Raw genomic sequence first — 24174 nt, forward strand, 5'->3', positions numbered from 1 at the left:
GCGCGTCATGCCGCCGGCGGGGTCTCGCCGCGTGGCGCCTTGTAGCGGTTGTAGCCCCACAGGTATTGCTCGGGACAACGCCGGATCATGGCCTCCATGCCGGCATTGACCCAGGCGGCCTGGTCTTCGGCCGTCTCGGGCACCGGGCCGGGTAGCCGCACGAAATGGACCTTCCAGCCCTGCCCGCCGGGCAGTCGCTCGCCCGCCGCCAGCACCACGGCGGCGCCGGTCTGCGCCGCCAGCCGGCCGGGCAGCACCATGCTGAAAGCGGGTTTGCCGAAGAACGGCGCCCAGACGCCTTCGCCGTTGCCGGGCACCTGGTCCGGCAGGATGCCGATGGCCTCGCCACGGCGCAGGGCCCGCACCAGCTGGCGCACGCCCTGCAGGTTGGCGGGCGCGGTGTCCAGGTTCGGACCGCGCCGGCCGCCCTCGACCAGCTGCGATACCCAGGCCTTGCGCGGCGGCCGGTAAAGCACCGTGATGGGGCCGCCCCGGTGGGCGTAGTAACGCGCCGCGACCTCGAAGCAGCCCAGGTGCGGCGTCAGGAACAGGATGCCCTTGCCCTCGTCCAGCGCGCCCTGCACCGCGTCCCAGTCGTCGGTGCGGCACTCGGCCAGCGCCCGGTCGGGACGGAACCAGACGCGCGGGATCTCCAGCGCGCCCTCCCCCGCGGCGGCGGCCGAGCGGCGCGCGAAATCCTCGCCTTCATAGCCGCCCAGGGCGGCGTTGGCGCGCAGGCGCGCGGCATAGTCGGCGGAACTGCGATACACCAGCAGCCCCAGGCAGCGCCCCAGGCGGTGCAGCCAGCCCAGCGGCAGCCGCGCGAGCAAACGATAGAAAGTCAGCAGCATCGAACGATCCGAACCTCGAAGAACAGGCCCCGCGGCCACGTTGCCGGCTGGGGGGTGGGCTCCATCGGGATTTTCCCCTAAAATGGAAAAGATCGCCGAGTTAACAGACAACTTGCGGGGCGATCGCGGCGCCGGCCCGTCCGGTGCGCGCATAAATGCCGCTAAAGCGTCGCTGCTCGCCACAGGTCCAAGACCCAGCAACGTGCAACACGCCGCGGAACCGATAGCCGGCGTGCCTGCCGGTCAGCTTTCAAAGGACTATCGAGTGGCCAATTCCTACCTCTTCACTTCGGAATCCGTCTCCGAGGGACACCCGGACAAAGTCGCCGACCAGATCTCGGACGCCATCCTGGACGCCCTGCTGGCGCAGGATCCGACTTCGCGCGTCGCCGCCGAAACGCTGTGCAATACCGGCCTGGTGGTGCTGGCGGGCGAAATCACCACGCGCGCCAACGTCGACTACATCCAGGTCGCGCGCGACACCATCAAGCGCATCGGCTACGACGACACCGCCTACGGCATCGACTACAAGGGTTGCGCGGTGCTGGTGGCCTACGACAAGCAGTCGCCCGACATCGCCCAGGGCGTGGACCGCGCCTCGGACGACTACCTGAACCAGGGCGCGGGCGACCAGGGCCTGATGTTCGGCTACGCCTGCACCGAAACGCCCGACCTCATGCCCGCCCCGATCTGGTATGCGCACCGCCTGGTCCAGCGCCAGAGCGAACTGCGCAAGGACGGCCGCCTGCCGTGGCTGCGTCCCGACGCCAAGTCGCAGGTCACCTTCCGCTACGCCGACGGCAAGCCGGTCGAGGTCCACACCGTGGTGCTCTCCACCCAGCATGCGCCCGAAGTCAGCCAGGAAACCATCCGCGAAGCGGTCATCGAGGAGATCATCAAGAAGACCTTCCCCGACGGCCTCATCACCGACAAGACGCGCTACCTGGTCAACCCCACCGGCCGCTTCGTCATCGGCGGCCCGCAGGGCGACTGCGGCCTGACCGGGCGCAAGATCATCGTCGACACCTACGGCGGTGCATGCCCGCACGGCGGCGGCGCCTTCTCGGGCAAGGATCCGTCCAAGGTGGACCGCTCGGCCGCGTACGCCGCCCGCTACGTGGCCAAGAACATCGTCGCCGCGGGCCTGGCCGCGCGCGCGCAGATCCAGGTCAGCTACGCCATCGGCGTGGCCGAGCCCATCAACATCACGGTCGACACCTACGGCACCGGCGTCATCCCCGACGACCAGATCGCCAAGCTGGTGCGCGAGCACTTCGACCTGCGTCCGAAGGGCATCGTCAACATGCTGGACCTGCTGCGTCCGATCTACCAGAAGTCGGCCGCCTACGGCCACTTCGGCCGCGCCGAACCCGAGTTCAGCTGGGAAGCCACCGACAAGGCGGCGGCGCTGCGCGCCGTGGCGCGCTGACGAGATCCGAGGGTAGGCGACCGTAACCTCGACTCGTCAACGCCCGCGGCTCCCTGCGGCGCAATTTTTTTGTCGCCAGGCCGTTCCAAGACAAAAAAACGCCCCCCCCCCCCGGGGGGGTAGCGACGGCCTGCAAGGCCTGGCATGGGGGCGTTTTGTGAGCCTCCAGCCATCGCCGCAGGGAATACCTATGCCTTGCGCATGCAATTTTCAACATAATCGGCGCTGCCTATCATGCCCCCACAGTCATTGAATTTTGGGAGACATGATGGGCAATACCATGACGCCGGCCACCGGCGCCCTAGTCGACGACCGGCTGGATCAAGGCATATTCCGGGTCAATCGGCGGGCATTCACCGACCCGGACACGTTCGAGCGCGAAATGCGCGAAATCTTCGAGCGCCGCTGGGTCTACCTCTGCCATGAAAGCCAGTTGCCGGAGCCGGGATCTTACGCAACCACGTACGTCGGCCGACAGCCTGTCGTCGTAATCCGGCAGCGTGACGGCAGTGTCAAAGCATTCCTCAACGCCTGCCCGCATCGAGCTTCGATACTGCTGCCACTCGCGCAGGGCAAAGCAAAAAGCGCCGTAACCTGCCGCTTCCACGGCTGGGTATTCGGACTGGACGGCGCCTGCCAGAAGATCAAGTCCGAAGAGCGCGGCAATTACCCGGCCGATCACGATCGGGAACACTATGGACTGAAGTCCCTGGCACGCGTGGACGATTATCGAGGCTGGATATTCGGCAGCCTGGCCGAAAACGTACCGGCGCTCACAGATCACCTGGGGGCGGCAACAACCTTCATGGATATGCTGGCAGACCAGTCGCCACATGGCCTGGAATTGCTACGCGGCAAATCCACCTACGTCGTTCGTCACAACTGGAAAATCGAAGCAGAAAATGTCAACGACGGTTATCACGTCCCGACCGTGCATCGCGTCTTCAATACGACCATTGTCCAACGCGAGGCGCGAGGCGGTTACGACGGCCTGTTGGGCACGGAGACCGGCCGCATCCGAGGAGTCGTGAAGACGGGCGGCTACGACCTCGGCAACGGCCATATGTTGACCTGGGCCGACCGCGCCTCTCCACATGTCGCCCCCATCTATCCGGAAACGCAAGCGCTTGAGCAACGCTTCCCCGGAACGAAGAGCCACTGGATACTCCGGCGCGGCCGCAACTTGATGATCTTCCCGAATCTGGTCCTGAACGACCTCGCATCCACTCATCTTCGTACCTTGCGGCCACTGGGACACGATAGGACCGAGATCAATCTCTGGTGTATCGCACCGCGCGGAGAAACCTCCGAGGCACGTGCAGCCCGACTGCGCAAATTCGAAGATTTCTTCCTGGTGACCGGCATGGCTACCTCGGATGACGTAGTTTCGCTCGACGCTGCTCAAGAAGGCGCCAACGGCCTGGCGCAAGAATGGCATGACTACGTGCGGGGTCTGGCCAGCAGCATGAACGGCCCCGACGACGAAGCGCTCGCCTTGGGCATCGAGCCCATCGCCAGTGAGACGAGCTGGGATCACGACACGCCGTTCTATGGCTTTTATCGACACTGGCTTTCGGCAATCGGGGGGGCTGCACAATGAATCCGCTCGATGAGGTAACTGCCTTTCTTCTGAAGGAAGCCTCGTACCTGGACAAGCGTCAATGGGACGATTGGCTGAATTTGTTCGACGACGATGCCGTGATCTGGATGCCTGCATGGGCCAGCGAGGAAGAATTGACCAGCGATCCCGCTACGGAGCTTTCGCTGCTTTACCTGACCGGCAAGGGCGAGATTCGGGATCGGATCTTCCGAATCGAGTCCGGAGACTCATTCGCGTCGTTTCCGCTGGACCGCACTGTCCGTATCACGTCCAACATCCAGCTCGAAGTCGAAACCGAAAATGTCCTGCGCGTTCACAGCAACTGGTCGAACCATGCTTTCGGATCACGCGGGCAACGCATACTCGCCGGGACCTGCCGCCATGATCTGGCGCGCGAGAACAACACATTGGTAATCGTACGCAAGGTCATGAAACTGATCGACGACCGCATCGATGGTCCCATCGATCTCTATCACATTGGATAACCGCATGCCGACTGTCAACTTCGTATTCGAAGACGGCGTCATGCGCAGCATCCAGGCGCTATCCGGTGAAACGCTTTATTCGGCTGCTCTGCGCAATCGCATAAGGCTCGAGACTGATTGTCTGGAAGGCGCGTGTGCAACCTGCAAAATGCGCTGCGCCGACGGCAACTGGGATCACGGCGACGTCTCCGCCGACGCACTGTCGCCCGCTGAAGCAGAGGCTGGCATGCTGCTGGCCTGCCAAGCGCGGCCGCTGGGAGACTGTGTGATCGAGGTGCCGTACGCTGCGCGGTTCGCCCTGAGCGGTGCGGCGGTAAAAGAATTCGAGGCCCGGGTCGTTGCCGTGGAGCGGACGGGAGCTTCGGTCTTCCGGCTCGATCTCGAAACTGCGGAGCAGCCGCTTTCGTACTTGCCAGGCCAGTACGCCCATCTGCAAGTGCCCGGCACATCGCTATGGCGCAGCTATTCGTTCGCCACGCCATGCACCAGCCATGGCCCGCTGCAGTTCTTCATCAGAGCGCTGCCCGGCGGTGCGATGAGCGAATACCTCCAGCGCGCCAAACCAGGCGATCTCATGCTAGTTGCCGGACCATTCGGACATTTCTACCTACGTCGGCCTGCCGGGCGAATAGTGATGGTTGCCGGCGGAACCGGGCTGGCACCGATGCTTGCCATGCTGGCGTCTCCAGTGCTTGAAGAGACGGCCCCGCAGGTGGACTTGTACTTCGGCACCCGTACGCAGGCCGATTTGTTCGGGCTGGACCGGCTCGACGTGTTGGCGGCTGCGTTGCCGGGCCTGAGCATCCATCTGGTACCCACCGAGACCAGCCCCGGCTGGCAAGGTAAATCTGGACTCGTGACTGACCATGTCCGAACTGCTACGGATGGCCCCTGCGACGCCTATCTTTGCGGCCCGCCGGGCATGCTGGATGCAGCCCAGGAACGGTTAACGCAATGGCAGGGCGGGCCGCTTCGTATCTTCACCGAAAAATTTCTGCCCAGCTGACCGGCAGGCATACCAACAAGAGGAGACGCACATGTTTGAAAGAATACTTGGCATGACCCTGCTGATTGGCAGTGTTTGTCTCGCGCCCGTGGGGGCGAGCGAATTCCCGGCCAAACCGATACGGATGCTGGTCACCACGACAGCCGGCGGTCCGCTCGACACTTTTTCGAGAACGATCGCTGCCGGCATGTCACAGTCATTGCGGCAATCCGTCGTAGTCGAGAATCTGCCAGGAGCCGGAGGCAACATCGCCGCGCAGGCGCTAGCCCGGGCACAGCCCGATGGCTACACCCTATTGATGGCAGTGGACACCACCGTGACCGTCAATCCAAGCTTATATACGGGGCTGCCGTTCGATCCACGCGACGACCTGGTGCCGATATCCATCCTCGCCACCAACGAGCACACACTGATTGTGCATGAGAAGCTGCCCGCAGCCACTCTCGCCGAACTCGTCGGGTTGTCCAAGCAACGCCCCATCTCGTACTCGACTGCGGGAGTCGGCAGCCCCGCCCATTTGGCCATGGCAAGCTTGCAGCAAGTGACCGGATTGCGCGGCATCCACGTCCCCTACAAAGGGGCCGTGCAATCAATTACTGATGTCGCGGCAGGACGCGTCGACGCCTCGTTCGTTGTGACGGCGGGTGCGATGCCACATATCACCGCGAAACGGGTCAGGCCTTTGGCATCTTCGGGCCACGAACGTTCGGCGCTGCTGCCCGAAGTGCCGACAGTCGCAGAACTCGGCTATCCCGGCTACGAGGTCGCCTTTGCTTTCGTATTGTTCGCACCACGCAATGTTCCAAACCAGACGATGCAGCTATTGAGCGCAAAGGCAATAGAAGCCCTGCGGACGCCCGAGGCGGTCGAACGCCTGCGTTCCAACGACTGGCGTGCCGCGGGCCTCGATCCCGCGTCCTCCCGTTCCTGGCTCGACCGCACCCGGGCACACTGGAAAGCAGTGGCCGAACAGGCGGATATGCGCGCCGACTGAACTCATGAACCCGACATGGGCAGGCTAGAATACGCGCCAACGTCACTCGCTCCCTTGAGATGGACCTGCGGCAGCTGAAATACCTGGTGCGAATCGTGGAATGCGGCAGCTTTTCGGCTGCCGCACGCCAATTGGGCATGGTCCAACCCAGCCTATCGAAACAGATTGCGCTGCTCGAATCCGAATTGCACGCGCAGTTGCTCACACGGAACGCCCGCGGCGTACGCCTCACACCCGCGGGGATACGGGTGTTGAATCACGCCCAGGCAATGCTGCGTCAGGAACGGGAACTGTTGAGCGCGGCGCGCGAGCTGCCAAGCATACCGGCCGGCATCGTCGCGCTGGGGGTGCTGCCGAGCCTTGCACAGTCGCTCGGTGTGCCGCTGGTAGCCCACATATTGAAAAAATGGCCCCAGGTCCAGTTCCAGGTCGTCGAAGCACCGACCGCCTCGATTCTGGAAGGGGTGCACCGCGGCAACCTTGACCTGGGCCTGATCACGGCCGACACACCACCCGCCGATACCCGGTCCATCCGTTTGCGGGCCGAACGTTTCTTCTTTGTTTCGTGCAGTACCGAGAATGATTCCGACATTTCACTGGCGGCTCTGGCCGGCCAAGCTCTGGCACTGCCAGTCAAGGGCAACGCGATCCGCGATCAGATAGACCGGTCCTTCAACACCATTGGTCACCAGGCGAAAGTGGTGGCGGAATTCGAATCCGTCATTTCACTCCTGGTGGCGGCATCATCGGGCGCCATCTCGACCATCGTGCCCGCATGCGCGCTCGGAATCCACGGAGGTTTGGGTGCTGCTCATGCCCGTCGCATCGTGAAGCCCGCTTTGTCGCGCACGCTGTGGCTGTGTGCATCATCCATTCTGCCGATGTCGGCAGCGGCGGCGGCCCTGTTCGACGAAGTCCCCAGAGTGGCGCGGGCGAGATCAGCGCGCTGACGACGCAGACCGCCGGCTCGGCGCTACGATGCGCCGAGCACCTCGTCCAGCACCTTTGCCGCGCGCTCCGGCTCGTCGTACTGCACGTTGTGCCCCGCCCCGGGAATCACATGGTAGGTGGTCTGGGGCGGCAGTTTTTCCCTGATGAGCGGGCCCAGGCCGCCGGGGTTGAATCGTTCCTCTTCCCCCCACACCAGCGCGACCGGCTGGGTCAGGGCCCGCAGCTTCCCGGCCAGCTCCGCCCGTTCCGCGGCGGACACGCCGCTGCGGGCCTGCAGCAGGCGACGCTGCACGTCCATCAACCCAGGACGGGCGACGAGCCGCATGCGCTGCTCCACCTGCCGATCGTGGCTCGCGGGGCAATTGCTCATCAACCGCACCAGCGCCCGCATGTTGTCCCGAGACGGGATGTCGACGATACGCGCGATCTGCTCGATGCCCGGCGACCGATAGGCGAGTCCATATGTGCCTCCCCCCGGCGCGATCAGCACCAGGTGGCTGATCGATTCCGGGCGCGCGGCGGCGACGGCGGCGGCAACGGCGGCCCCCATCGAATGGCCCACGAGCGCAACCCGTCCGAGGCACAGCGTATCCATCAGCTCGATGACGCGCTGCGCAAGCATGTTGCCGCCGTAGTCGATATCCGGCACATCGCTGTAGCCGAACCCGAGGTGGTCGGGCGCCAGATATTGCCGCTGCCCGGAGCAGGCCGCGACGAACGGAGTCCAGCCCTCGCCGCAGGTGCCCGGGCCGCCGCCATGCAGCAACAGGACCGGCGGGCCGTTTCCCTGGACCCGGACGAACATTTTCGAGCCGGCCACCGCCACGTGCAGCCCTACCCAGGGCGACTCAGTTTTCATCGTCGGCAAGCCTCCGTTCGTGGCGGGCAGGCTCGGCCAGCACGATGTCCAGGGTGTCGTAGATGCTGCGCAGGCGGGGATTGGGAGCATCCCACGACACGGCGATGGCGCCGGCCGGGCAATCGGGCACGCACAAGAAGCATACGTGGCAGTCGTCCGGATACACGACGCGGACACGGCCGCTTTCCGGATCCGGCTGGAAGACCCCGGTGGGGCAGGCATCCAGACATCGCCGGCAGTCGGTGCAGACGCTCGCGTCGAGCGTGACGGGGCGTACGTTCGTGTCAGTCATAGTCGGCAGGGTCGTACGTGCCGGCAAAGATGGCGGCGATGGGGCTGGGGCTGGGGCGGCGAGGCTTGGGGCGGCGCTGCAGCGCGAACCGGTCGATCCGGATCGGAATGCGCTCGAGCCTGTCGCCGGCCGGCGTGCGGCTGATGCCATGCAGGCAGAACCAGTTCTCGTCATCGGTTTCGGGGTGGTCGGAACGGTAGAACTGCTCCCGGCTTTCGGTGCGGTCGAGCGCGCAGCGGTAGAGCATCAGGCAGTTCTCGGCGATGTTGCGCGCTTCGTGCACCTTGATCAGTTGATGGACGTTCGCGGCGCCCGCCGCCAGCGCGTCGGCGTGCAGTTCGAGCGAGCGGCCGATCAACCGTTCCAGTTTGGCCTGGTGGAGGTCCATCGACTCGACGATGGAGCCGCCCAGCATACCGAGGCGATCGTGCAGCGCGTCCGCGCCCGGACCCGCGCCGGCGTGCGCCAGAGGGCCGACCGCCCGGTGCGCGAGCTGCTCGAGCGTGGCCGCTGGAATGGCCGGCAGCGCGCTTTGCCGGGCCTCCCGGGCGGCATGTTCGCCGGCGTAGTAGCCGGAGTTCATGGCAAACGCGGTGGGGGCGCCCGCGCTGGCATGCGTGCCGGTGGCCGGATTCTTGGCGGTGGCGCCGGCCGCGTACAGGCCGGGCAGCGTCGTGCGGCAGTGGATGTCGATTTCCACGCCGCCGCGGCCGCCGCTCCACAGGCCCCAGGTCGGCTCGATGGGAATCGGATGGACCCGGGGATCGGCAATGCGGTCCGACAGCAGCACGGTGCCGCCGCTGGCCATGGACATGCCGCGCAGATCCGTCCAGTACGATTCGTCGCAGTGGCGCAGGTCCAGGCATACCGGTCCGTTGCCGTCCACGACCTCCTTGACGAAAGCCGCCACCACTCGCGACAGTTCGCTGCGCTCGAAGCGCACCGGGTCGTAGCGCTCCATGAAGCGCTGGCCGAGCCGGTTGATCAGCCTGGCACCATGCGCGATGGCGACGTTGTAGCTGCCCAGGTTGTAGCGTTTCATCAGCACGGAAAACGTGCCGCCGAAGGAGAACTCCAGATCGAGCAACCGCGCGCCGGCGCGCGCGGCCATCGCGACGCCGTCCCCGGTATCGTTGTCGACGTGGTGCACGCCCTTCATGCTGAGCTGGCCCGTGGCCACGATCGTCCGCTTGGCACGAAAAGCCATGCACCGGCCGGTCTTGACGTCGAAGCCGAATGCGCCGGCGACCGCGCCGCCGGTGGGGTAGGCGCCATCGCTCGAGATCAGCTCGGTCACGCAACAGCGGTCGACGATACGCACGCCGCGCGCCATCGCTTGCCGCCGCAGCGCCTCCATGGCCTGCTTCGGGCTGTACTGCATGCAGCGGACCGCCACCATGCCGCGGCTGGAAAACTGCCGGATGGCGCCTCGATCGTCCCGCGATATGGGCACGCCCCACTGCGCGAGTTCGGCGACGCGCTGCCGCTGTCCCTCCAGCAGCTTGCGCGTCCAGTCCTGGTCGCACATGTAGTCGCCGCGCTCGACGAATTCGCGCACCCATTCGTCCAGGTCGTCGCCGGGCAGCGGACAGGTCGTCACGCCGCCCGACATCGTCGAGGCGCCGCTACGGCTCACATAGGCTTTCTCGACGAGAACGACCCGCGGGACGGATTCGGCCGCTCGCAAGGCGGCCCAGGCGCCGGCGAAGCCGCCGCCGACCACCAGCACGTCGGCGTCAATCGAATCGATGGGATACATGGAAATTCCGGCGGGTGAAAGATGGGATCGGCATCGTGCGCGGGTCTATTCCGTTTTCACTCCGGTGACCCGGATGACGCGCGCCCAACGCTCCCGCTCTTCCCGCATCACTTCGTTCATCTCGGCAGGCGTGCTGCCTACGGCCTCGATGCCGTTCAGCTTGTCGATCCGCCCCGCGAACTCCGGATGCTTGAGCGCCTCGGCGATATCGGCCGAAATCTTGTTCACGATCCCGGCCGGCGTGCCGGGCGGCGCGACGACGCCGGTCCACAGGGTGGAGAGAAAGCCGGGCAGGGTTTCAGCGACCGTCGGCACGTCGGGCAGGGCGTCGCTGCGGGCAGCTCCGGCAACGGCGAGAATGCGCAGCTTGCCCGCCTGGATGCTGGTCAGCGCGTGGCCCATGGCATCGAACAATACGTCGACCTCGCCGGCTTGCAGGGCGGTGGACGCCGGCGTGATGCCCTGATACGGGACGTTGACACCCTTGATGCCGCTCATCTCGAACAGCAGCTCGTTGGACAAGTGGGCCGTGCTGCCGAATCCCGTCGACGCGAAATTGAGCCGCCCCGGATTGGCCTTGGCGTAGTCGATCAACTGCCGGATATTGGTGAAAGGCGTCTTGGGGTTGGCCACCACGACCACCGTGCTGCGCGTGACCACGGCAACCGGCGCCAGGCGGTCCGGATCGAAGGCGAGCTTGGGATTCAGAAGTTTGGCGATGACCAGCGGCGCCTGGGGCGTGAACAATAGCGTGTGGCCGTCGGGGTCGGACCTGAACACCGATTCGGTGCCGATATTGCCCGATGCGCCCGCCCGATTGTCCACGATCACCGACTGGCCCCATTTTTCCTGCAGCCGTCCGGCCAGCAACCGCGCCAGCGTATCCGTCAGGGCGCCGGGCGGAAAGGGCACGACGATCTTGACGGGCTTGGAAGGGTAGTGCTGAGCATGGGCCGGCAGGACGACTGCCGCGGCTGCCAGCAGCAGCCCCCGGAAAAGAATGCGCTTCATCTGTTGTCTCCTGTGTGCCGGTGAAAAGGCTTCGACCCGGTCTCGAAATTACATTTATATCAAATGATTTAATATCAATTTAATTCCGCGACTCATGCTCGTCAAGCCTTGGCCAGCCGGGAGCAACGGACGAGGCGAGCTGGTATAACAAGGCGTTCCGCCAGCAACCCTCGTTCATCCCGATCCATGACCCCTCCTCGTCGAAGCAGGCAGACCGGACCCCGGCCCGAAGCCGCCGACCCGCAACTGCCTTACATGGAGTTGCCCTCCGCCAGCCGCTCGCCCGCCTCGAAACGCACGCGGCGGGCGAGCGATCTGCCCCCTGTCGGGGCGGAAATCCGCCGCACCCACCTGGCCTTCAAGAACAAGCTGCACCAGAAGCTGCGCGAGCGTCACGTCACCTCCGCGCAGTGGATCTTTCTGCGAATACTATGGAACGAAGACGGGCTCAATCAGAAGGACGTGGCCGAGCGCGTCGGTGTTCACCAGACCACCGCCGTGCCGGCCATCAGCATCCTGGAAAGAAACGGCTACGTGCGAAGGGAACGCAGCATCGAGGACAAACGCAATGTCCACGTCTATCTGACGGATGCCGGCAAGCAACTGGCCCATGAACTGATCCCGTTCGCGATCGAGGTGAACCAGGCATCGCTGGCGGGCATATCGCGGGAGGAGACCGACAAGCTGATGGAGCTGCTGCTGAAAATCCAGCGCAATCTGGAATGAGCGGTCTGCGCCCCGTCCAGGGGGTGTCCGCCGGCGCCGCCCGGCGCGCTCGCGCAAGCGCTCCCGGGCGGGCCCGTCAGTCCCGCGCCGCGGCGTCCTGGCCGAACTCGCCGTAGACCTCGCGCGGGTTGCCCACCAGGATGCGTTCGAGCACCGGGCGCTCGTCCACCCATTCCCCCAGCAGATCGAACAGGTCGCCGTCGTTGGGCATGGCCCTGCCCTGCATGTTGGTGTGCGGCCAATCGCTGCCCCACAGCAGCCGCTCCGGGGCGTGCCGCACCAACGCGCGCGCCAGAGGCGTGACGGCGGCATAGGGGTAGTCCTGTGCCGTGCAGCGCATGGGGCCGGAGATCTTCACCCAGACACGCCCGGTATCCAGCAGCTCCAGCAGCCGCCGGAAGGCCGGCTGCTCCACCCCGCCCGCGGCGGGAATGCAGGCGAAGTGGTCCAGCACGATGCGGTTGGGCAGCCGCAGCAGCGCATCGGCATGTTCGACCAGGTCGGTGCCATGCGGATAGAACTGGACGTGCCAGCCGAACTCGGCGATCAGCTCGGGGATGCGCGGCGACGACAATCGGGGCAAGGCGCCGCGATGGCCGTGGCTGACGAAGCGGGCGCCGCGCACGCCCAGCGCGTCGAGCTCGGCCACGCGCGCGCGGTCCACGTCGTCGGGCAGCAGCGCCACGCCGCGAAAGCGGTCCGGGAAGCGCCGCAGCACTTCGGCCAGGTGGTCCGGGTTCTGGCCGTAGCCGGCGCCGCTGACCACCACCGCGCCGGACAATCCCAAGGTGTCCTGCAAGGCGATGTTGGTTTCGGGCAGCGCGTCCGCCGAGCGGTACTTGCTGCCCGGGTGGAACGGATAGCGGCTGGCGGGTCCGAACAAGTGCACATGGCAATCGATGGCGCCCGCCGGCGCGGCCAGCCGGGGCTTGCGCGGGTGCGGGTCGGGCGGCGGCGTCAGCGGAAGCGCGTCCTGGCCGGACATGGGGTTCTCCATCAGTTCGCGGTGATGCGGGCACGCCGCACCACGTCCTTCCATTGCCGGATCTCGGCCGAGATCATGCCGGCGAAGTCCTCGGGCGTGCTGGTCCTGGGCTCCACGCCCGCCGCCTGCAACTGGCTGTTCCAGGCGGGGTCCTTGCCGATATCCGCCATCGTCCGGTGCAACACGTCGATCACCTCGCGCGGCGTGCCCGCCGGCGCCAGCACGCCCAGCCACAGGATGCCTTCGTAGCCCGGCACGCCGGACTCGGCGATGGTCGGCACCTCGGGCAGCAACGCGGAGCGCTTCGCGCTGGCGATGGCCAGCGGCTTGATCCGTCCGCTGGCGAAATGCGGCTGCGAGGTGGTGACGGTGTCCATCTTGACCGCGATCTGGCCACCCAGCAGGTCGTTGAGCGCCGGCGCCGCCCCCTTGTAGGGCACGTGCACGACCTGGATGCCCAGTCTCTCCAGCAGGAGTTCCATCGTGACGTGGGGCAGCGTGCCGTTGCCTGCCGAACCGTAGGTCAGCTTGCCCGGGTTCTTGCGGGCGAAATCGACGAAGCCCTTGAAGTCGTCGAAGGGCTGCTGGCCGTTGGCCACCAGCAGCTCGGGGATCTGCGCGATGAGTCCGATGGGCGCGAAGTCCTTTTCCGTATCGAAGGACAGGCGTGGCGTGATCGCCGGATTGATGGTGTGGTTGGGCGTGGTGAACAGCAGCGTGTAGCCGTCGGGCGCCGCGCGGGCGACGCGCTGGGTGGAGATCACGCCACCGGCGCCAGGAACGTTCTCGACCACGAACTGAGCGTCGAGCCGCCGGCCGAGCTGCGCGGCCAGCATGCGCGCCACGGCGTCCACCGAACCGCCGGCCGAGAACGGCACCACCATCGTGACCGGCCGGGACGGATAGCGGGAAGCCTGGGCCGGCGCGGCCAGTGCCAGGCTGGCGCCGAGGCAGGCGGTGGCATGCAGCCACGCGCGACGGACAGGGTATGGGCACGGCATCGGGTCTCGCCTCCTGGTTTGCGGGACGCTGAGCTTAGAGGCGGTGGCCGACCCGCCTCAAATGATTGTTTTGCACCAGTCCATGAATTCCTTGCATGCCGCCCCGCTCGTGATGATGATGTCGCTGTGCCGTTTTCCTTCCGACGAGGCATCCATGCAAATCGATTTCCTCGGCATGCAGGCCTTTCTCTGCATCGTCGAGCAAGGCGGCTTCCTGCCGGCCGCCACGCACCTGAACCTGTCCCAGACGGCGGTCAGCCATCGCCTGCGCAAGCTGGAGGACAGCCTGGGCATGAAGCTGCTGACGCGCACCACGCGCGCGATCACGCTGACCGATGCCGGCCGCGCCCTGCTGCCGCGCGTGCGCAAGGCCATGCAGGAGCTGGAGCTGTCCTACGATACCGTGCGCCAGCACGCGGGCAGCGCGCCGCACTGGCTGGTGTTCGGCTGCCTGCCGACCCTGGCGGCCACCCAGTTGTCGCCGGCGCTGCTGCGCTTCGCGACGCAGCATCCGGACATCTCGGTGCGCGTGCTGGACGATTCCATCGGCGAGATCGCCGAGCACGTGCACAACGGCACCGCGGCCTTCGGCGTGTCGCTGGCCAGCTCGAACCGGTTCGGGCTGGACATGGACGTGTTCGCCGAAGAACCGTTCGTGCTGGCCTGCCCGCCCCGCCACCGCCTGGCGCGAGCCAGGGAAGTGGACTGGGAGCGCCTGCGCGGCGAACCCCTGATCCGCATCAGCCTGCCCGCCGGCAACGCGGCCACCATCGACGATGCGCTGGGCGATCGCCGCCTGCAGTTCCGCTGGGCCTACGAGGCCCAGCACACGTCGATCGCACTGGACTTCGTCGCCAACGGGCTGGGGCTGACCGTGGTGCCGGCGCTGTCGGCCACCAGGGCGCCCGGCGTGGTCACGCGGCCGCTGGCCGGTCCCTCGGTGGCACGTCATCTGGCGGTGGTCACGCGCCACGGCGCCGTGCTCGCTCCGGCCGCGCAGGCCATGCGCGACCTGCTGGTGGCCGAGATCCGGGACCGCCTGACGGCCGTCCATGAACGGCGCGCATGAATCCGCCAAACAATTCATTTGTCCGCGCCACCCCGGTTGCCTAGACTGGCGGCGAATCGACGGTCCTCCCGCATGCCTCGGCACGGGCCCGGACCGCGCCACGAGGAGACCGCCATGTTCCACCGCGCCGCGCGGCCCATTGCCGCCGCGCTGATGTTCGCCGCCACCGCCCCGCTACACGCGCAGGACGACCGCTACCCCGAGCAGCCCATACGCGTGGTCGTGCCCTTCGGCGTCGGCGGGCTGGCCGACATCTCGCTGCGCCTGGTCACGCAGCGCCTGTCCGAACGCCTGGGCCAGCAGGTCGTGGTCGAGAACAAGCCCGGCGCGGGCGGCGTGGTGGCCGCCAACGCCGTACTGGGCGCGCCGCGCGACGGCTATACGCTCGCGGTGTTCGCCAACGGCACGGCGATCAGCAAGACCCTCTTCAAGCTGCCCTACGACCTCGTCGCCGATTTCGAACCCGTCTCCACCGTCGCCTACTTCGACCTGGTGCTGCTGACCAACGCCAAGGGCAAGCTGCAATCCCTGCCCGCGCTGCTGGCCGAGGGCAGGAAACGCCAACTGGTGCTGGGCACCATCAACCCGGGCAGCACGCAGAACCTGTCGGCCGAACTGTTCAAGTCCATGGCCGGCATCGATGCCATGGTCGTGCCCTTCAAGAGCACGCCCGAAGTGCTGACCGCCTTGCTGCGCGGCGACGTCGACGTGATGTTCGAGTCCTATGCGGCGCTCAAGGGCGCCATCACGTCGGGCCAGGCAACGCCGATCGCGGCCACCGGCAGCCGCCGCTCGAGCTGGCTGCCCAAGGTGCCCACCGTGGCCGAGAGCGGCGTGCCCGGCTACGAAGTCGCCGGCTGGAACGCCTTGTTCGCACCGGCCGGCACGCCGCCCCGCAGGCTGGACCGCCTGAACGCCGCGCTGAACGAAGTACTGCGCGAACCCGCCATCCGCCAGCGCCTGGAGGAACTCGGCACGCAGGCCCAGGGCAGCACGCGCGAGGAGCTGGCGGACGTGTTCAAGCGTGACATCGCCAAGTGGGCCGACGTCATCCGCAAGGCGGGCATTCCCATGCAACAGAACTAGCAGGAGCTTTTCCGTGACCTTCGCGACTTCCCCGGCCGACGCGGTACTGGTCGATGCCCACGTCCACGTCTTCACGCGCGACATGCCGCTCGTGCCCAACCCGCGGCACAGCCCGGACTACAGCTTCACGGTGGAGCAACTGCTGGACACCATGGACCGGCATGGCGTGCACTACGCCGTCATCGCCGCCGCCAGTCCCTGGGGGGATTACAACGACTACGTGCTCGAGTCTCTGGGCAAGTCGGCGCGATTGCGCGGTACGGTCATCGTGCAACCCTCGATCGAACGGCAGGTTCTGGAATCCATGCATGCGGCGGGCATGCGCGGCGTACGCCTGCCTTTCATCAGCCTGGACCGCCTGCCCGACCTGGATTCCTGGGATTACCGCAAATTCCTGCGCCGCCTGACCGATCTCGACTGGCACGTTCACGTCCATATCGAAGGACCGCGTCTTCCTGAAGTGCTGCCTGCGCTGCAACGCTCGGGCGTCAAGATCGTCATCGACCACATCGGGCGACCGGATCCGGTCGCCGGCGTCGACAGCGAAGGCTTCCGGGCCATGCTGCGCGCGGTGGAAAAGGGGAGGACCTGGGTCAAGCTGTCGGGCGCCTACCGCTTGGGCGCCAACGCTCGCGAGTGCGCGCAGGCCCTGTGCCGCGAAGCGGGCCACGAGCGCCTGATGTGGGCCAGCGACTGCCCCTTCGTTGGCGCCGAATCGACCATGAGCTACCCGGCCGCGATCGACTGGCTGGTCGACACCATTGCCGATCCCGCCATCCGTCGCCGGATATTCGGCGACACCGCGCTGCGCTTCTATTTCTCCTGAGCCGCCATCTGGTACGTCAGTTCTTCGAGAGGTTCAGCACGCCAGGGTGGAACAGTTCCTCCGGGGCCACGCGGCGTGGCGAGAGTCCCTGCTCGTGATGATAGCGAGTGAAAGTCTCGAGGACGTGCCGGTTCGGCTCGAGTCCGTAGCTCCAGAAATCGTCCCCCATCAACTCGCGCGATGCCTGGTACTCGGCCACGCCCCAGGGCAGCGAGGCATAGAGATGCCCGATCTGGGCAAGCTCTTCCATGGCCAGGCGCTTGGCCTGGACGAACGCCTTGTAGACGCTGACCGGCAGCCAGGGGTGCTTCTCCACCAGCGCGCGGCGGATGCCCACCACGTGCATGATGGGGAAAAGGCGCGTACGGGCGAAATAATCCCGCTCGACCGCGCGGAAATCGGGAAACATCAGGCCCACGCCAGGCGCCCCGCGCTGAAAGCAAGACGGTGCCTTGGCGCTGAAGACCGCATCGAGTTCCCCCGACTCCAGAAGCCCCGACAAGGTCTCGTCATTGCCGATCTGGCGCACGTCGATGTCGGGCGGCAGATCGATCGGTGCTCGCTCTTCGCGGCCTGGCTGCTCCACTCCGCCCCGGCGCCAATGCACGTCGCGCGGATGAAGCCCGAACTCGTCCTGCAACATGCCCCGGATCCAGACGTTGGCGGTGATCTGGTATTCAGGCACGCCTATTTTCCGGCCCTTGAGCGCCGCGGGACTGTCAATGCCCCGATCGGTCCGGATGTAGATGCCGGAATGACGGAATACACGCGAGACGAACGCGGGAATGGCGACGTAGTCGGTTTGGCCGCGCGCCGTCATGACCGTATGGCTGCTCAAGGAAAGTTCGGAAATATCGAACTCCTGGCCGTTGAAGGCGCGATGGAAGATCTCTTCGGGATGCAGGGCGAGCGGAACGAGCTCGCATCCTTCGACGGCCACCCGGCCATCGAACAATGCGCGCGTGCGGTCGTAGTCGCAGCAGCCTAGGCTGAGCTGCAAGGTGGACATGTGGTCTCCTGGTTTCGAAATCCAATGGGAAGAACCGGGCCGCCCCGGCCGGTGATGGCGGCGGCACGGACGGATCACTCGGGCTGGATATTCGCGTCCCTGGCGACACGCGCGTACTTCTCGTAATCCGCGCGCACCAGCCTCATCATCTCCTCGGGATTCATCACGAGCATGTCCAGCCCCGCGTCCCTCAAGCGCTTCTGTACGTCCGGCATCGCGGCCACGCGGCGCATATCTTCCTCTATCTTCTTGAGCACAGGAGCCGGCGTGCCAGGAGGCGCCATCAGTCCATAGTAGTTGTCCAGCGAAAAGTCCTTCAGTTCGGAAATGCCCGACTCGCGTATCGTCGGCACGCCGGCGGCCGACTCGCTACGCTCGGTGGAAAACAGCGCCAGCGCGTTCAGCCTGCCGTTCTTGGTGAAAGCGATGGCGGCCGGGGCCGATACCGCTGCCGCGTGGACATGGTCTGCCAGCACGTCGGCGACGGCGGGCGTGCAGCCGCGATACGGAACATGCAACGCCTTGATGTTCATCGCATGCTTGAACATCTCCAGGCCGAAATGATGAGGACTGGCGACATTGCAACTGGCAATCTCATACTTGCCCGGATTGGCCTTCAGGAGTGCCGTGAACTCTTTCATGTTCCTGGCCGGCAGGGAAGGATTGGTCACCAGCATCATCGGTGATGAAGTCAATAGCCCCAACGGCGCGAAGTCCTTGGTGAAATCGAACGCCAGGTTGGGATAGACGACCTGATTGATGACGTGCGTATTGGTCGCGAGCAGCAAGGTGTAGCCGTCCGCCGGCGCTCGCAGCACCGCTTCGGCGCCGATCGAGCCGCCGGCCCCGGGGCGGTTCTCGACCACCACACCCTGCTTCCAAAGCTCCGCCAATTTCTCGGAGAACACACGGGCCGTGACATCGGCCGCGCCTCCGGGGGTGAACGTCACCACGATCTTGACGGGACGATTGGGATACGTCTGCGCACTGGCCAGGCAGGGCAGGAGCGACGCGGCCACGGCCGTATAGAAAAGGCGGAAAACGCGGTTCATGATATCTGAATCCCCAAGAGTCGGTGTTAAAGAAATTCTCATGAATCTCTTTTTTGAGACTGAACATGCCAAAAAAATGCCCCATGTCGGCTCAATGCGCACGACGCCGCAGGCATGGCAATTCCAATGTGGTGCACCTGCGGGGACCAGCCGGAGCTTCATCCCCCGACGGCCATCCAAGCAAATTGCGGGCCATCTGTTTGCCCCCTGCCCCGTACCGGGGAAGGGGGCCGGCGGTCATTCGCCTGTGATGCCGGCATCCTTGACCACCTTGCTCCACTTCGCTGTCTCGGCCTGGACGAAGCCGGCAAAGGCCCGGCGGTCCAGGGGAGTTGCCTGTATGCCCTGAGCGAGCAGGCTGTCTGCCACCTCCCTGTCGGCCAGCGTGGCGTTCAACGTGCGGGACAACCTGTCCAGCACATCCGCCGGCGTATCCTTGGGCGCGAAGAGTCCCATCCATAATTCAGCGCGATAGCCGGGCAATCCGGATTCGGCCACCGTCGGCACATCGGGCAGCAGAGGCAGCCGCCGCGCGCCGGTTACCGCCAAGGCCTTGAGCGCACCGTTCTTGACGTAGGGCAAGACGGGCATGACCGACCCGAACTGCAACGCAATGGTGCCGTTGATCGTGTCGGTGACCGATTGCGCCGAGCTCTTGTAGGGAATGTGCGCCAACTGGATGCCCGCCTGATAAGCCAGCAATTGGGCGGCGAGGTTGGCCATGCTGGCGTTGCCCGCGGAGGCGTAGGTGAGCTTGCCGGGCTGGGCCCGCGCCTCGGCGACAAAGGCGTTCAGGTCCTTGGCCGCGATGCGCGAGGCGCTGACCAACACATAGGGAGAGGCGCCTATCAGGCCCACAGGCGCCAGGTCCCGGACCGGATCGAAGGACATCTTGCTGCCCAATCCGACCGACACGGATTGAGTGCTGACCGTGCCGAGCAGGATCGTGTAGCCATCGGGCGCCGCGCGCACGACCGCCTCGGCCCCGATCAGGCCGCTCGCTCCGACCCGGTTTTCGACGATGACAGGCTGTTTGAGCAACGCCCCCATGCGCAGGCCCACCACCCTCGCCGCCGAGTCGGTCGCGCTGCCGGCCTGGAACGGCACGATCATCCGCACGGGCCGCTCCGGCCAGGCATCCTGGGCCAGGGCCGGCGTGCAAACCGCTGCCAGTGCCGCCGCCCAACCCGCTGTGCATCGACTCATGGAATCTCCTCCTCTGGCGCAGTAGGCGCCTGTTTGTTCCAAACGTCCCCGACCGCCTCAGCGCGCCAGCGCCCGGTCAAGCCCGGCGACCAGTTCCTCGAAATCGGCCGTGGCGTTCAAGCGAGGGCTGCCCGCCATGTGGGGCGTCAGCACGACCTGGGGATACCCCAGCAATTCGTCGTCGTCCTCGCCCGGCTCGCTCCAGAGCGTGTCCAGGCCCAGGCCCGCCAGGGTTCCGTCGCGTAGAGCGGCCAGCGTCGCTTCCCGGTCCATGACCTGCGCACGGGACACGTTCACCACGCGCGTGCCTTTCTTGAGCCTGGCGAACTTGGCCGCATCCAGCAGCCTTTCGGTGGAAGGCGTGGCCGGCAATTGCGGCACGAGCCAATCGCTTCGGCCAAGCAACTCATCCATCTCCAGATACTGGACCCCCAGCGCCGCTTCGTCCCCGGCCGCCAGCCGAGTGCGCTGGGTGTAGACGACGTGCATGCCGAAGGCCCGCGCGCGCTGGGCGACTTCCCGCCCGATCTCGCCCATGCCGATGATGCCCATGGTCGCGCCGTTGAGCATGGAAATGCCCGAGACACGAGCCCAGTTGGAACTCGGGGTATGCGCCCGGTCGAACGGCCCGGGCTTGAAGCCTGCGTCGCGCAGACGACGAACCGTCGTGCGCCCGTTCAATTCCGGCAGCCGTTTGGCCAATGCCAGCACCATCATCATGGCCTGCTCCGCGCAGGCGATATTGGCGCGCCTGCGCAAGGTCAGCACCGCAACCCCCTGGCGCCCGCATGCTTGCACGTCGATGTTGCGGGTCACCACACCGTACTTCTGGACGGCGCGCAACCGTGGCGCGAGTTCCAGTTCCCGACGCCCCACCGTCAGCGATTCGACCAGCACCGCGTCAGCCTGCGGCAGTTCCCTTTGCAGTTCCGAAGGCGAGGCCACGAACACCACCGTAGCGGGAAACACCCGCTGGCAGCGCGCGCGCACGGTGTCGAGCCAAGCACGGAAATCGGGAACGTCGTGGGCGAAGAAATCTTCGAAGGCCGCGATACGTGCGGCCTCGGTGCAAGGGTCGAGAATAACGCCGAGGACGCGCGTGAATACGTCTTCTTCGACGACGATGCGAGGGCTGGACATGTGACTTCCGATGATGAGGTGGATAGGCGCCGGCCTGCGGCTATTCGGGATCGATTTCCAGCGCGTTGATGACGCGGGTGTGCATGTTGTAGGCGCCGACCAACACCGTCAGCTCGACCATCTGGCGCTCGTCCAGGAACTCCCGCGCGCGGCGGAACACCTGCGCCGGCACTTTCGCACCGCAGGTCGATTCATCCACGTAGGCAATGACCGCCGTATCCGCCGCGCCGAACACGCCAGGCGGCACCCGTGGCGCGCACAGGGCATCGCATTCGGCGGCGGCCAGGCCGTCCGCGTCGGTGAAATGACGGCGATGCACGTCGATTACGTAAGACGCGCCGTTCAAGGCGGCAACGCGGAGAATCGCCAGTTCACGCACGCGGGCATCGAGCCGCGTGCTCCAGCGCACCGCGTTGATCAGCGCCATCCAGGCGCGCGCCACGTCAGGGCTGTGCAACAGCAGCCCATAGACGGGAATCAGCTTGCCCCGGCGCTCCTGTCTTATCTGTCCGATCAACGCCGCCAGCTCGGGATGAGAACGCTCATCCACATAGGAAACCCTGGCCATCGTCTGTCTCCGTCCCGTTTCATGGTCTTTTCATGGAGCAGATTTAAGCAGCCGGAAGCCTGATGATCGATAGCGTCGAATCGATGGCATTATTCATTCCATTCCATGATTCCGACCTTGGCAGGAGGCCTCGCATGCCTGGCCGCTCCCCGGTTTCTCCCGTCACCTTGCAGTTGCTCGTGCAGTTCGAAGCGCTGATACAGGAGCGCCACGTCACCCGTGCCGCCGAGCGCATGGGCATCAGCCAGTCCACGATGAGCGCGGCGCTGGCCAGGCTGCGCCGGCAGTTCGACGATCCGCTGCTGATCAGGACGGCCAAGGGCATGGTACCCACGGCCAAGGCACTGGAACTGGCCAGACGCGCCCGGGTCGCACTGGAATTGCTCGAACCGGGCCGCCTGCATGAACGCACGTTCCGTGCGCAGGCATCCGAGAGGCACTTTCGCATCCTTACGACGGAAGGCCTGGCGCTATTGCTCGCGCCCCCGATCGCCAGCCATCTGCGGCAGCATGCGCCCGGCATTCGGCTCACGATCCAGCCCTCGGACATGCGTGGCACGGTCGAAGCGCTGCGGGACCAGGCATGCGACCTGACCATCGGCCACATCCTGCATCCGCCGTCGGACCTCAGGAAGAAGCTCATCTATCCCCAGAGCGCGTGCTGCATCGTCAGCGGCCGGCACCCCGAGATCGACGGGCGCATCACCTTGCGGCAGTTCCTCGCGTATCCCCACGTGGTCTGGGGCGCCGACGAAACCTCCTATCGGTCCATCGAGACGTCGGTCGCACGCGCCTTGGGCAACGCCAGGCATCCGTTCAGGCACGCCATCCGGGTGCCGAACATCCTTATCGTGCCGGCGGTGGTGGCGGCCACGGACATGATCGCCACCGTTCCGCTGCGCATCGCCCGCGAAGCCGCCAAGCGGCTGGACATCAAGGCCGTCCAGCCGCCGTTCAAGATCGCCAACCCGGACATCAGCATGTATTGGCACGAATTGAACCACCGGGACCCGGCTCACATCTGGTTCCGGCAAGCGATACAGACGATCGCCCAGGCGGTGCGCGCCCCCTGAGCAAACGCGCCGGAGCTAACGCGCCGAATCGCCCCAGCGATAGACCTGGGTCAGTTCGTCCAGCCGCTGCTTCAGGTCCGCGTCCAGCACGTAGTCCGCCGCCGCCAGCGTATCGTCCAGTTGACCGGGCCGGCTCGCGCCCAGCAGCGGCGCGGTGACGGCCGGGTTGGCCAGCACCCACGCCACCGACAGCGTCGTCAACGACACGCCCGCCTCCTTGGCCAGCGCCTGCAGCGCATCGACCGTGTCGAAATACCGGTCAGCCCAGTAGCGTTCCTGGTAGCGCTCGGCCGCGGTGCCCAGCGTGAAACGGGTGCCTTCGGTGGGCGCGCCGCGGCGATGCTTGCCGGTCAGCAGGCCGCCGGCCAGCGGGTTGTACGGAATCACGCCCAGGCCCTCTTCCTGCGCCAGCGGCAGCAGTTCGCGCTCGATCTCGCGGAACAGCAGGCTGTAGCGGGGCTGCACCGAGACGAAGCGCACGAGGCCATGCAGCTCGGACTTGCCCAGCGCGCGGGCCAGGCGGTACGCCAGGAAGTTGGACACGCCCACATAGCGGGCGCGGCCGGAACGCACGATGGTATCCAGGGCCTCCAGGGTCTCGTCCAGCGGCGTGCGCGTGTCGTCGCCATGCAGCTGGTAGAGATCGACGTAGTCCGTCTGCAGACGCGCGAGCGAGGCGTCGATCGCATCCAACAGGTGCTTGCGCGACGATCCCTGGTCCCAGGGGTGCGGACCGGTCCGGCCGAAGGCCTTGGTCGCCACGACGAAGCCGGCGCGCCCGCCCGGCGCGTCGCGCAGCCAGCGGCCCAGGATTTCCTCGGTGGCGCCTATGGTGTTCAAGCCGCCGCCCAGCGGATAGACGTCGGCGGTGTCCAGGAAGTTGATGCCGCCCTGGGCCGCCTTGTCCAGGATCTGGCGGGCGACGGATTCCTCGGTCTGCAGGCCGAAGGTCATGGTGCCGAGCGCGAGGCGGCTGACGGTCAGGCCGGTGCGGCCCAGGCGGGTGGTGGCCAAGGTCATGATGGATGCGTCGGTGGAGAATGGAAGGAACCGACTATGCTAGAACACCCCGGCGCTTCCTGGAACCAATCGTTCGAAGTAGTCGGACCTGATTTATTCATTTTCGCAGACGAAGCCGCTGCTGACCGACCCCAGGCCGCTGGGAGCCGCCAAGATCATCGCCTGCCGAACACCGA

Annotated in this window: 24 protein-coding genes; 11 read left to right on the plus strand and 13 right to left on the minus strand. The window is 66.0% G+C overall.

The features are described from left to right. Window positions 1-5 precede the first annotated feature (5 nt). Complete coding sequence (locus ABD104_RS19465) at window positions 6-851, minus strand: lysophospholipid acyltransferase family protein (protein ID WP_087838689.1); 846 nt, start codon at window positions 849-851, stop codon at window positions 6-8. A 265-nt stretch (window positions 852-1116) separates the two neighbouring features. On the opposite strand from ABD104_RS19465, the gene metK reads away from it, so the two are divergent. The 6 genes from metK (at window position 1117) to ABD104_RS19495 (ending at window position 7315) form a co-directional block, all read left to right on the plus strand. Continuing rightward, on the plus strand, window positions 1117-2280 hold the full coding sequence (gene metK, locus ABD104_RS19470; RefSeq protein WP_343928041.1) for a methionine adenosyltransferase: 1164 nt from the start codon (window positions 1117-1119) through the stop codon (window positions 2278-2280). 265 nt (window positions 2281-2545) lie between these two features. Continuing rightward, entirely contained in the window at window positions 2546-3880 is a 1335-nt protein-coding gene (locus tag ABD104_RS19475; protein ID WP_343928042.1) for an aromatic ring-hydroxylating oxygenase subunit alpha, read from the plus strand. Continuing rightward, a complete protein-coding gene (locus tag ABD104_RS19480; protein ID WP_343928043.1) occupies window positions 3877-4365 on the plus strand; it encodes an aromatic-ring-hydroxylating dioxygenase subunit beta in 489 nt (162 codons plus the stop codon). The genes ABD104_RS19475 and ABD104_RS19480 overlap by 4 nt, the downstream gene beginning before the upstream one ends. A 4-nt stretch (window positions 4366-4369) precedes the next feature. Then, window positions 4370-5371: an FAD-binding oxidoreductase gene (locus tag ABD104_RS19485; RefSeq protein WP_343928044.1), complete on the plus strand. Its 1002-nt coding sequence runs from the start codon at window positions 4370-4372 to the stop codon at window positions 5369-5371. 31 nt (window positions 5372-5402) lie between these two features. Further along, the gene (locus ABD104_RS19490; protein WP_343928045.1) at window positions 5403-6365 is read left to right on the plus strand and encodes a Bug family tripartite tricarboxylate transporter substrate binding protein; all 963 of its coding nucleotides are present in this window, start codon (window positions 5403-5405) and stop codon (window positions 6363-6365) included. A 59-nt stretch (window positions 6366-6424) separates the two neighbouring features. Then, complete coding sequence (locus ABD104_RS19495) at window positions 6425-7315, plus strand: LysR family transcriptional regulator (protein WP_343928046.1); 891 nt, start codon at window positions 6425-6427, stop codon at window positions 7313-7315. A 23-nt stretch (window positions 7316-7338) separates the two neighbouring features. On the opposite strand, the gene ABD104_RS19500 is transcribed toward ABD104_RS19495, so the two are convergent. From ABD104_RS19500 to ABD104_RS19515, 4 genes are read right to left on the minus strand one after another with little or no spacing between them, the layout of a single operon-like run. Next, entirely contained in the window at window positions 7339-8175 is an 837-nt protein-coding gene (locus ABD104_RS19500; RefSeq protein ID WP_343928047.1) for an alpha/beta fold hydrolase, read from the minus strand. Further along, a complete protein-coding gene (locus ABD104_RS19505) occupies window positions 8165-8467 on the minus strand; it encodes a 4Fe-4S dicluster domain-containing protein (protein WP_343928048.1) in 303 nt (100 codons plus the stop codon). The genes ABD104_RS19500 and ABD104_RS19505 overlap by 11 nt, the downstream gene beginning before the upstream one ends. Beyond that, window positions 8460-10226, minus strand: coding sequence for an FAD-dependent oxidoreductase (locus ABD104_RS19510; protein WP_343928049.1), 1767 nt, complete (start codon window positions 10224-10226; stop codon window positions 8460-8462). Before ABD104_RS19510 ends, ABD104_RS19505 begins: the two co-directional genes overlap by 8 nt. 45 nt (window positions 10227-10271) lie before the next feature. After that, window positions 10272-11237 (minus strand): Bug family tripartite tricarboxylate transporter substrate binding protein, encoded by a 966-nt coding sequence (locus ABD104_RS19515; protein WP_343928050.1) that lies wholly within the window; start codon window positions 11235-11237, stop codon window positions 10272-10274. 255 nt (window positions 11238-11492) lie between these two features. On the opposite strand from ABD104_RS19515, the gene ABD104_RS19520 reads away from it, so the two are divergent. Continuing rightward, window positions 11493-11963 carry a MarR family winged helix-turn-helix transcriptional regulator gene (locus tag ABD104_RS19520; RefSeq protein WP_343928051.1) on the plus strand — a complete coding sequence of 157 codons (471 nt, stop codon included), beginning with the start codon at window positions 11493-11495 and terminating at the stop codon, window positions 11961-11963. Between the two features lie 76 nt (window positions 11964-12039). Here ABD104_RS19520 and ABD104_RS19525 read toward each other — a convergent pair whose 3' ends face one another. Together ABD104_RS19525 and ABD104_RS19530 are read right to left on the minus strand one after the other, a co-directional pair. Beyond that, window positions 12040-12948 carry an amidohydrolase family protein gene (locus tag ABD104_RS19525; RefSeq protein ID WP_343928052.1) on the minus strand — a complete coding sequence of 303 codons (909 nt, stop codon included), beginning with the start codon at window positions 12946-12948 and terminating at the stop codon, window positions 12040-12042. Window positions 12949-12959: 11 nt separating this feature from the next. Further along, entirely contained in the window at window positions 12960-13949 is a 990-nt protein-coding gene (locus ABD104_RS19530; protein ID WP_132979568.1) for a Bug family tripartite tricarboxylate transporter substrate binding protein, read from the minus strand. An 82-nt stretch (window positions 13950-14031) separates the two neighbouring features. On the opposite strand from ABD104_RS19530, the gene ABD104_RS19535 reads away from it, so the two are divergent. From ABD104_RS19535 to ABD104_RS19545, 3 genes are all read left to right on the plus strand, one after another. Then, a complete protein-coding gene (locus ABD104_RS19535; protein ID WP_243724487.1) occupies window positions 14032-15018 on the plus strand; it encodes a LysR family transcriptional regulator in 987 nt (328 codons plus the stop codon). A gap of 114 nt (window positions 15019-15132) precedes the next feature. Then, the gene (locus ABD104_RS19540) at window positions 15133-16104 is read left to right on the plus strand and encodes a Bug family tripartite tricarboxylate transporter substrate binding protein (protein ID WP_176400716.1); all 972 of its coding nucleotides are present in this window, start codon (window positions 15133-15135) and stop codon (window positions 16102-16104) included. A gap of 13 nt (window positions 16105-16117) precedes the next feature. Then, window positions 16118-16930, plus strand: a complete 813-nt coding sequence (locus ABD104_RS19545) for an amidohydrolase family protein (protein WP_254914589.1) — start codon at window positions 16118-16120, stop codon at window positions 16928-16930. A gap of 16 nt (window positions 16931-16946) precedes the next feature. Here the strand turns inward: ABD104_RS19545 and ABD104_RS19550 are convergent, their stop codons facing one another. The 5 genes from ABD104_RS19550 to ABD104_RS19570 all read right to left on the minus strand — a co-directional run bounded on the left by ABD104_RS19550 (window position 16947) and on the right by ABD104_RS19570 (window position 21905). Further along, the gene (locus ABD104_RS19550) at window positions 16947-17939 is read right to left on the minus strand and encodes a substrate-binding domain-containing protein (RefSeq protein WP_087838694.1); all 993 of its coding nucleotides are present in this window, start codon (window positions 17937-17939) and stop codon (window positions 16947-16949) included. 74 nt (window positions 17940-18013) lie between these two features. After that, window positions 18014-18991, minus strand: coding sequence for a Bug family tripartite tricarboxylate transporter substrate binding protein (locus tag ABD104_RS19555; RefSeq protein ID WP_176400717.1), 978 nt, complete (start codon window positions 18989-18991; stop codon window positions 18014-18016). 237 nt (window positions 18992-19228) lie between these two features. Next, complete coding sequence (locus ABD104_RS19560) at window positions 19229-20197, minus strand: Bug family tripartite tricarboxylate transporter substrate binding protein (RefSeq protein WP_087838696.1); 969 nt, start codon at window positions 20195-20197, stop codon at window positions 19229-19231. 57 nt (window positions 20198-20254) lie between these two features. Further along, window positions 20255-21337, minus strand: a complete 1083-nt coding sequence (locus ABD104_RS19565; RefSeq protein WP_087838697.1) for an NAD(P)-dependent oxidoreductase — start codon at window positions 21335-21337, stop codon at window positions 20255-20257. 40 nt (window positions 21338-21377) lie between these two features. Then, a complete protein-coding gene (locus ABD104_RS19570; protein WP_087838699.1) occupies window positions 21378-21905 on the minus strand; it encodes a carboxymuconolactone decarboxylase family protein in 528 nt (175 codons plus the stop codon). Between the two features lie 134 nt (window positions 21906-22039). Between ABD104_RS19570 and ABD104_RS19575 the strand changes: the two genes are divergently transcribed. Further along, the gene (locus ABD104_RS19575) at window positions 22040-22978 is read left to right on the plus strand and encodes a LysR family transcriptional regulator (protein WP_176400718.1); all 939 of its coding nucleotides are present in this window, start codon (window positions 22040-22042) and stop codon (window positions 22976-22978) included. Between the two features lie 15 nt (window positions 22979-22993). On the opposite strand, the gene ABD104_RS19580 is transcribed toward ABD104_RS19575, so the two are convergent. Beyond that, window positions 22994-23998, minus strand: coding sequence for an aldo/keto reductase (locus tag ABD104_RS19580; RefSeq protein WP_087838701.1), 1005 nt, complete (start codon window positions 23996-23998; stop codon window positions 22994-22996). Between the last annotated feature and the right edge of the window lie 176 nt (window positions 23999-24174).

The sequence above is a fragment of the Pigmentiphaga daeguensis genome (genome assembly GCF_039523035.1).
Taxonomy (GTDB): Bacteria; Pseudomonadota; Gammaproteobacteria; order Burkholderiales; family Burkholderiaceae_B; genus Pigmentiphaga; species Pigmentiphaga daeguensis.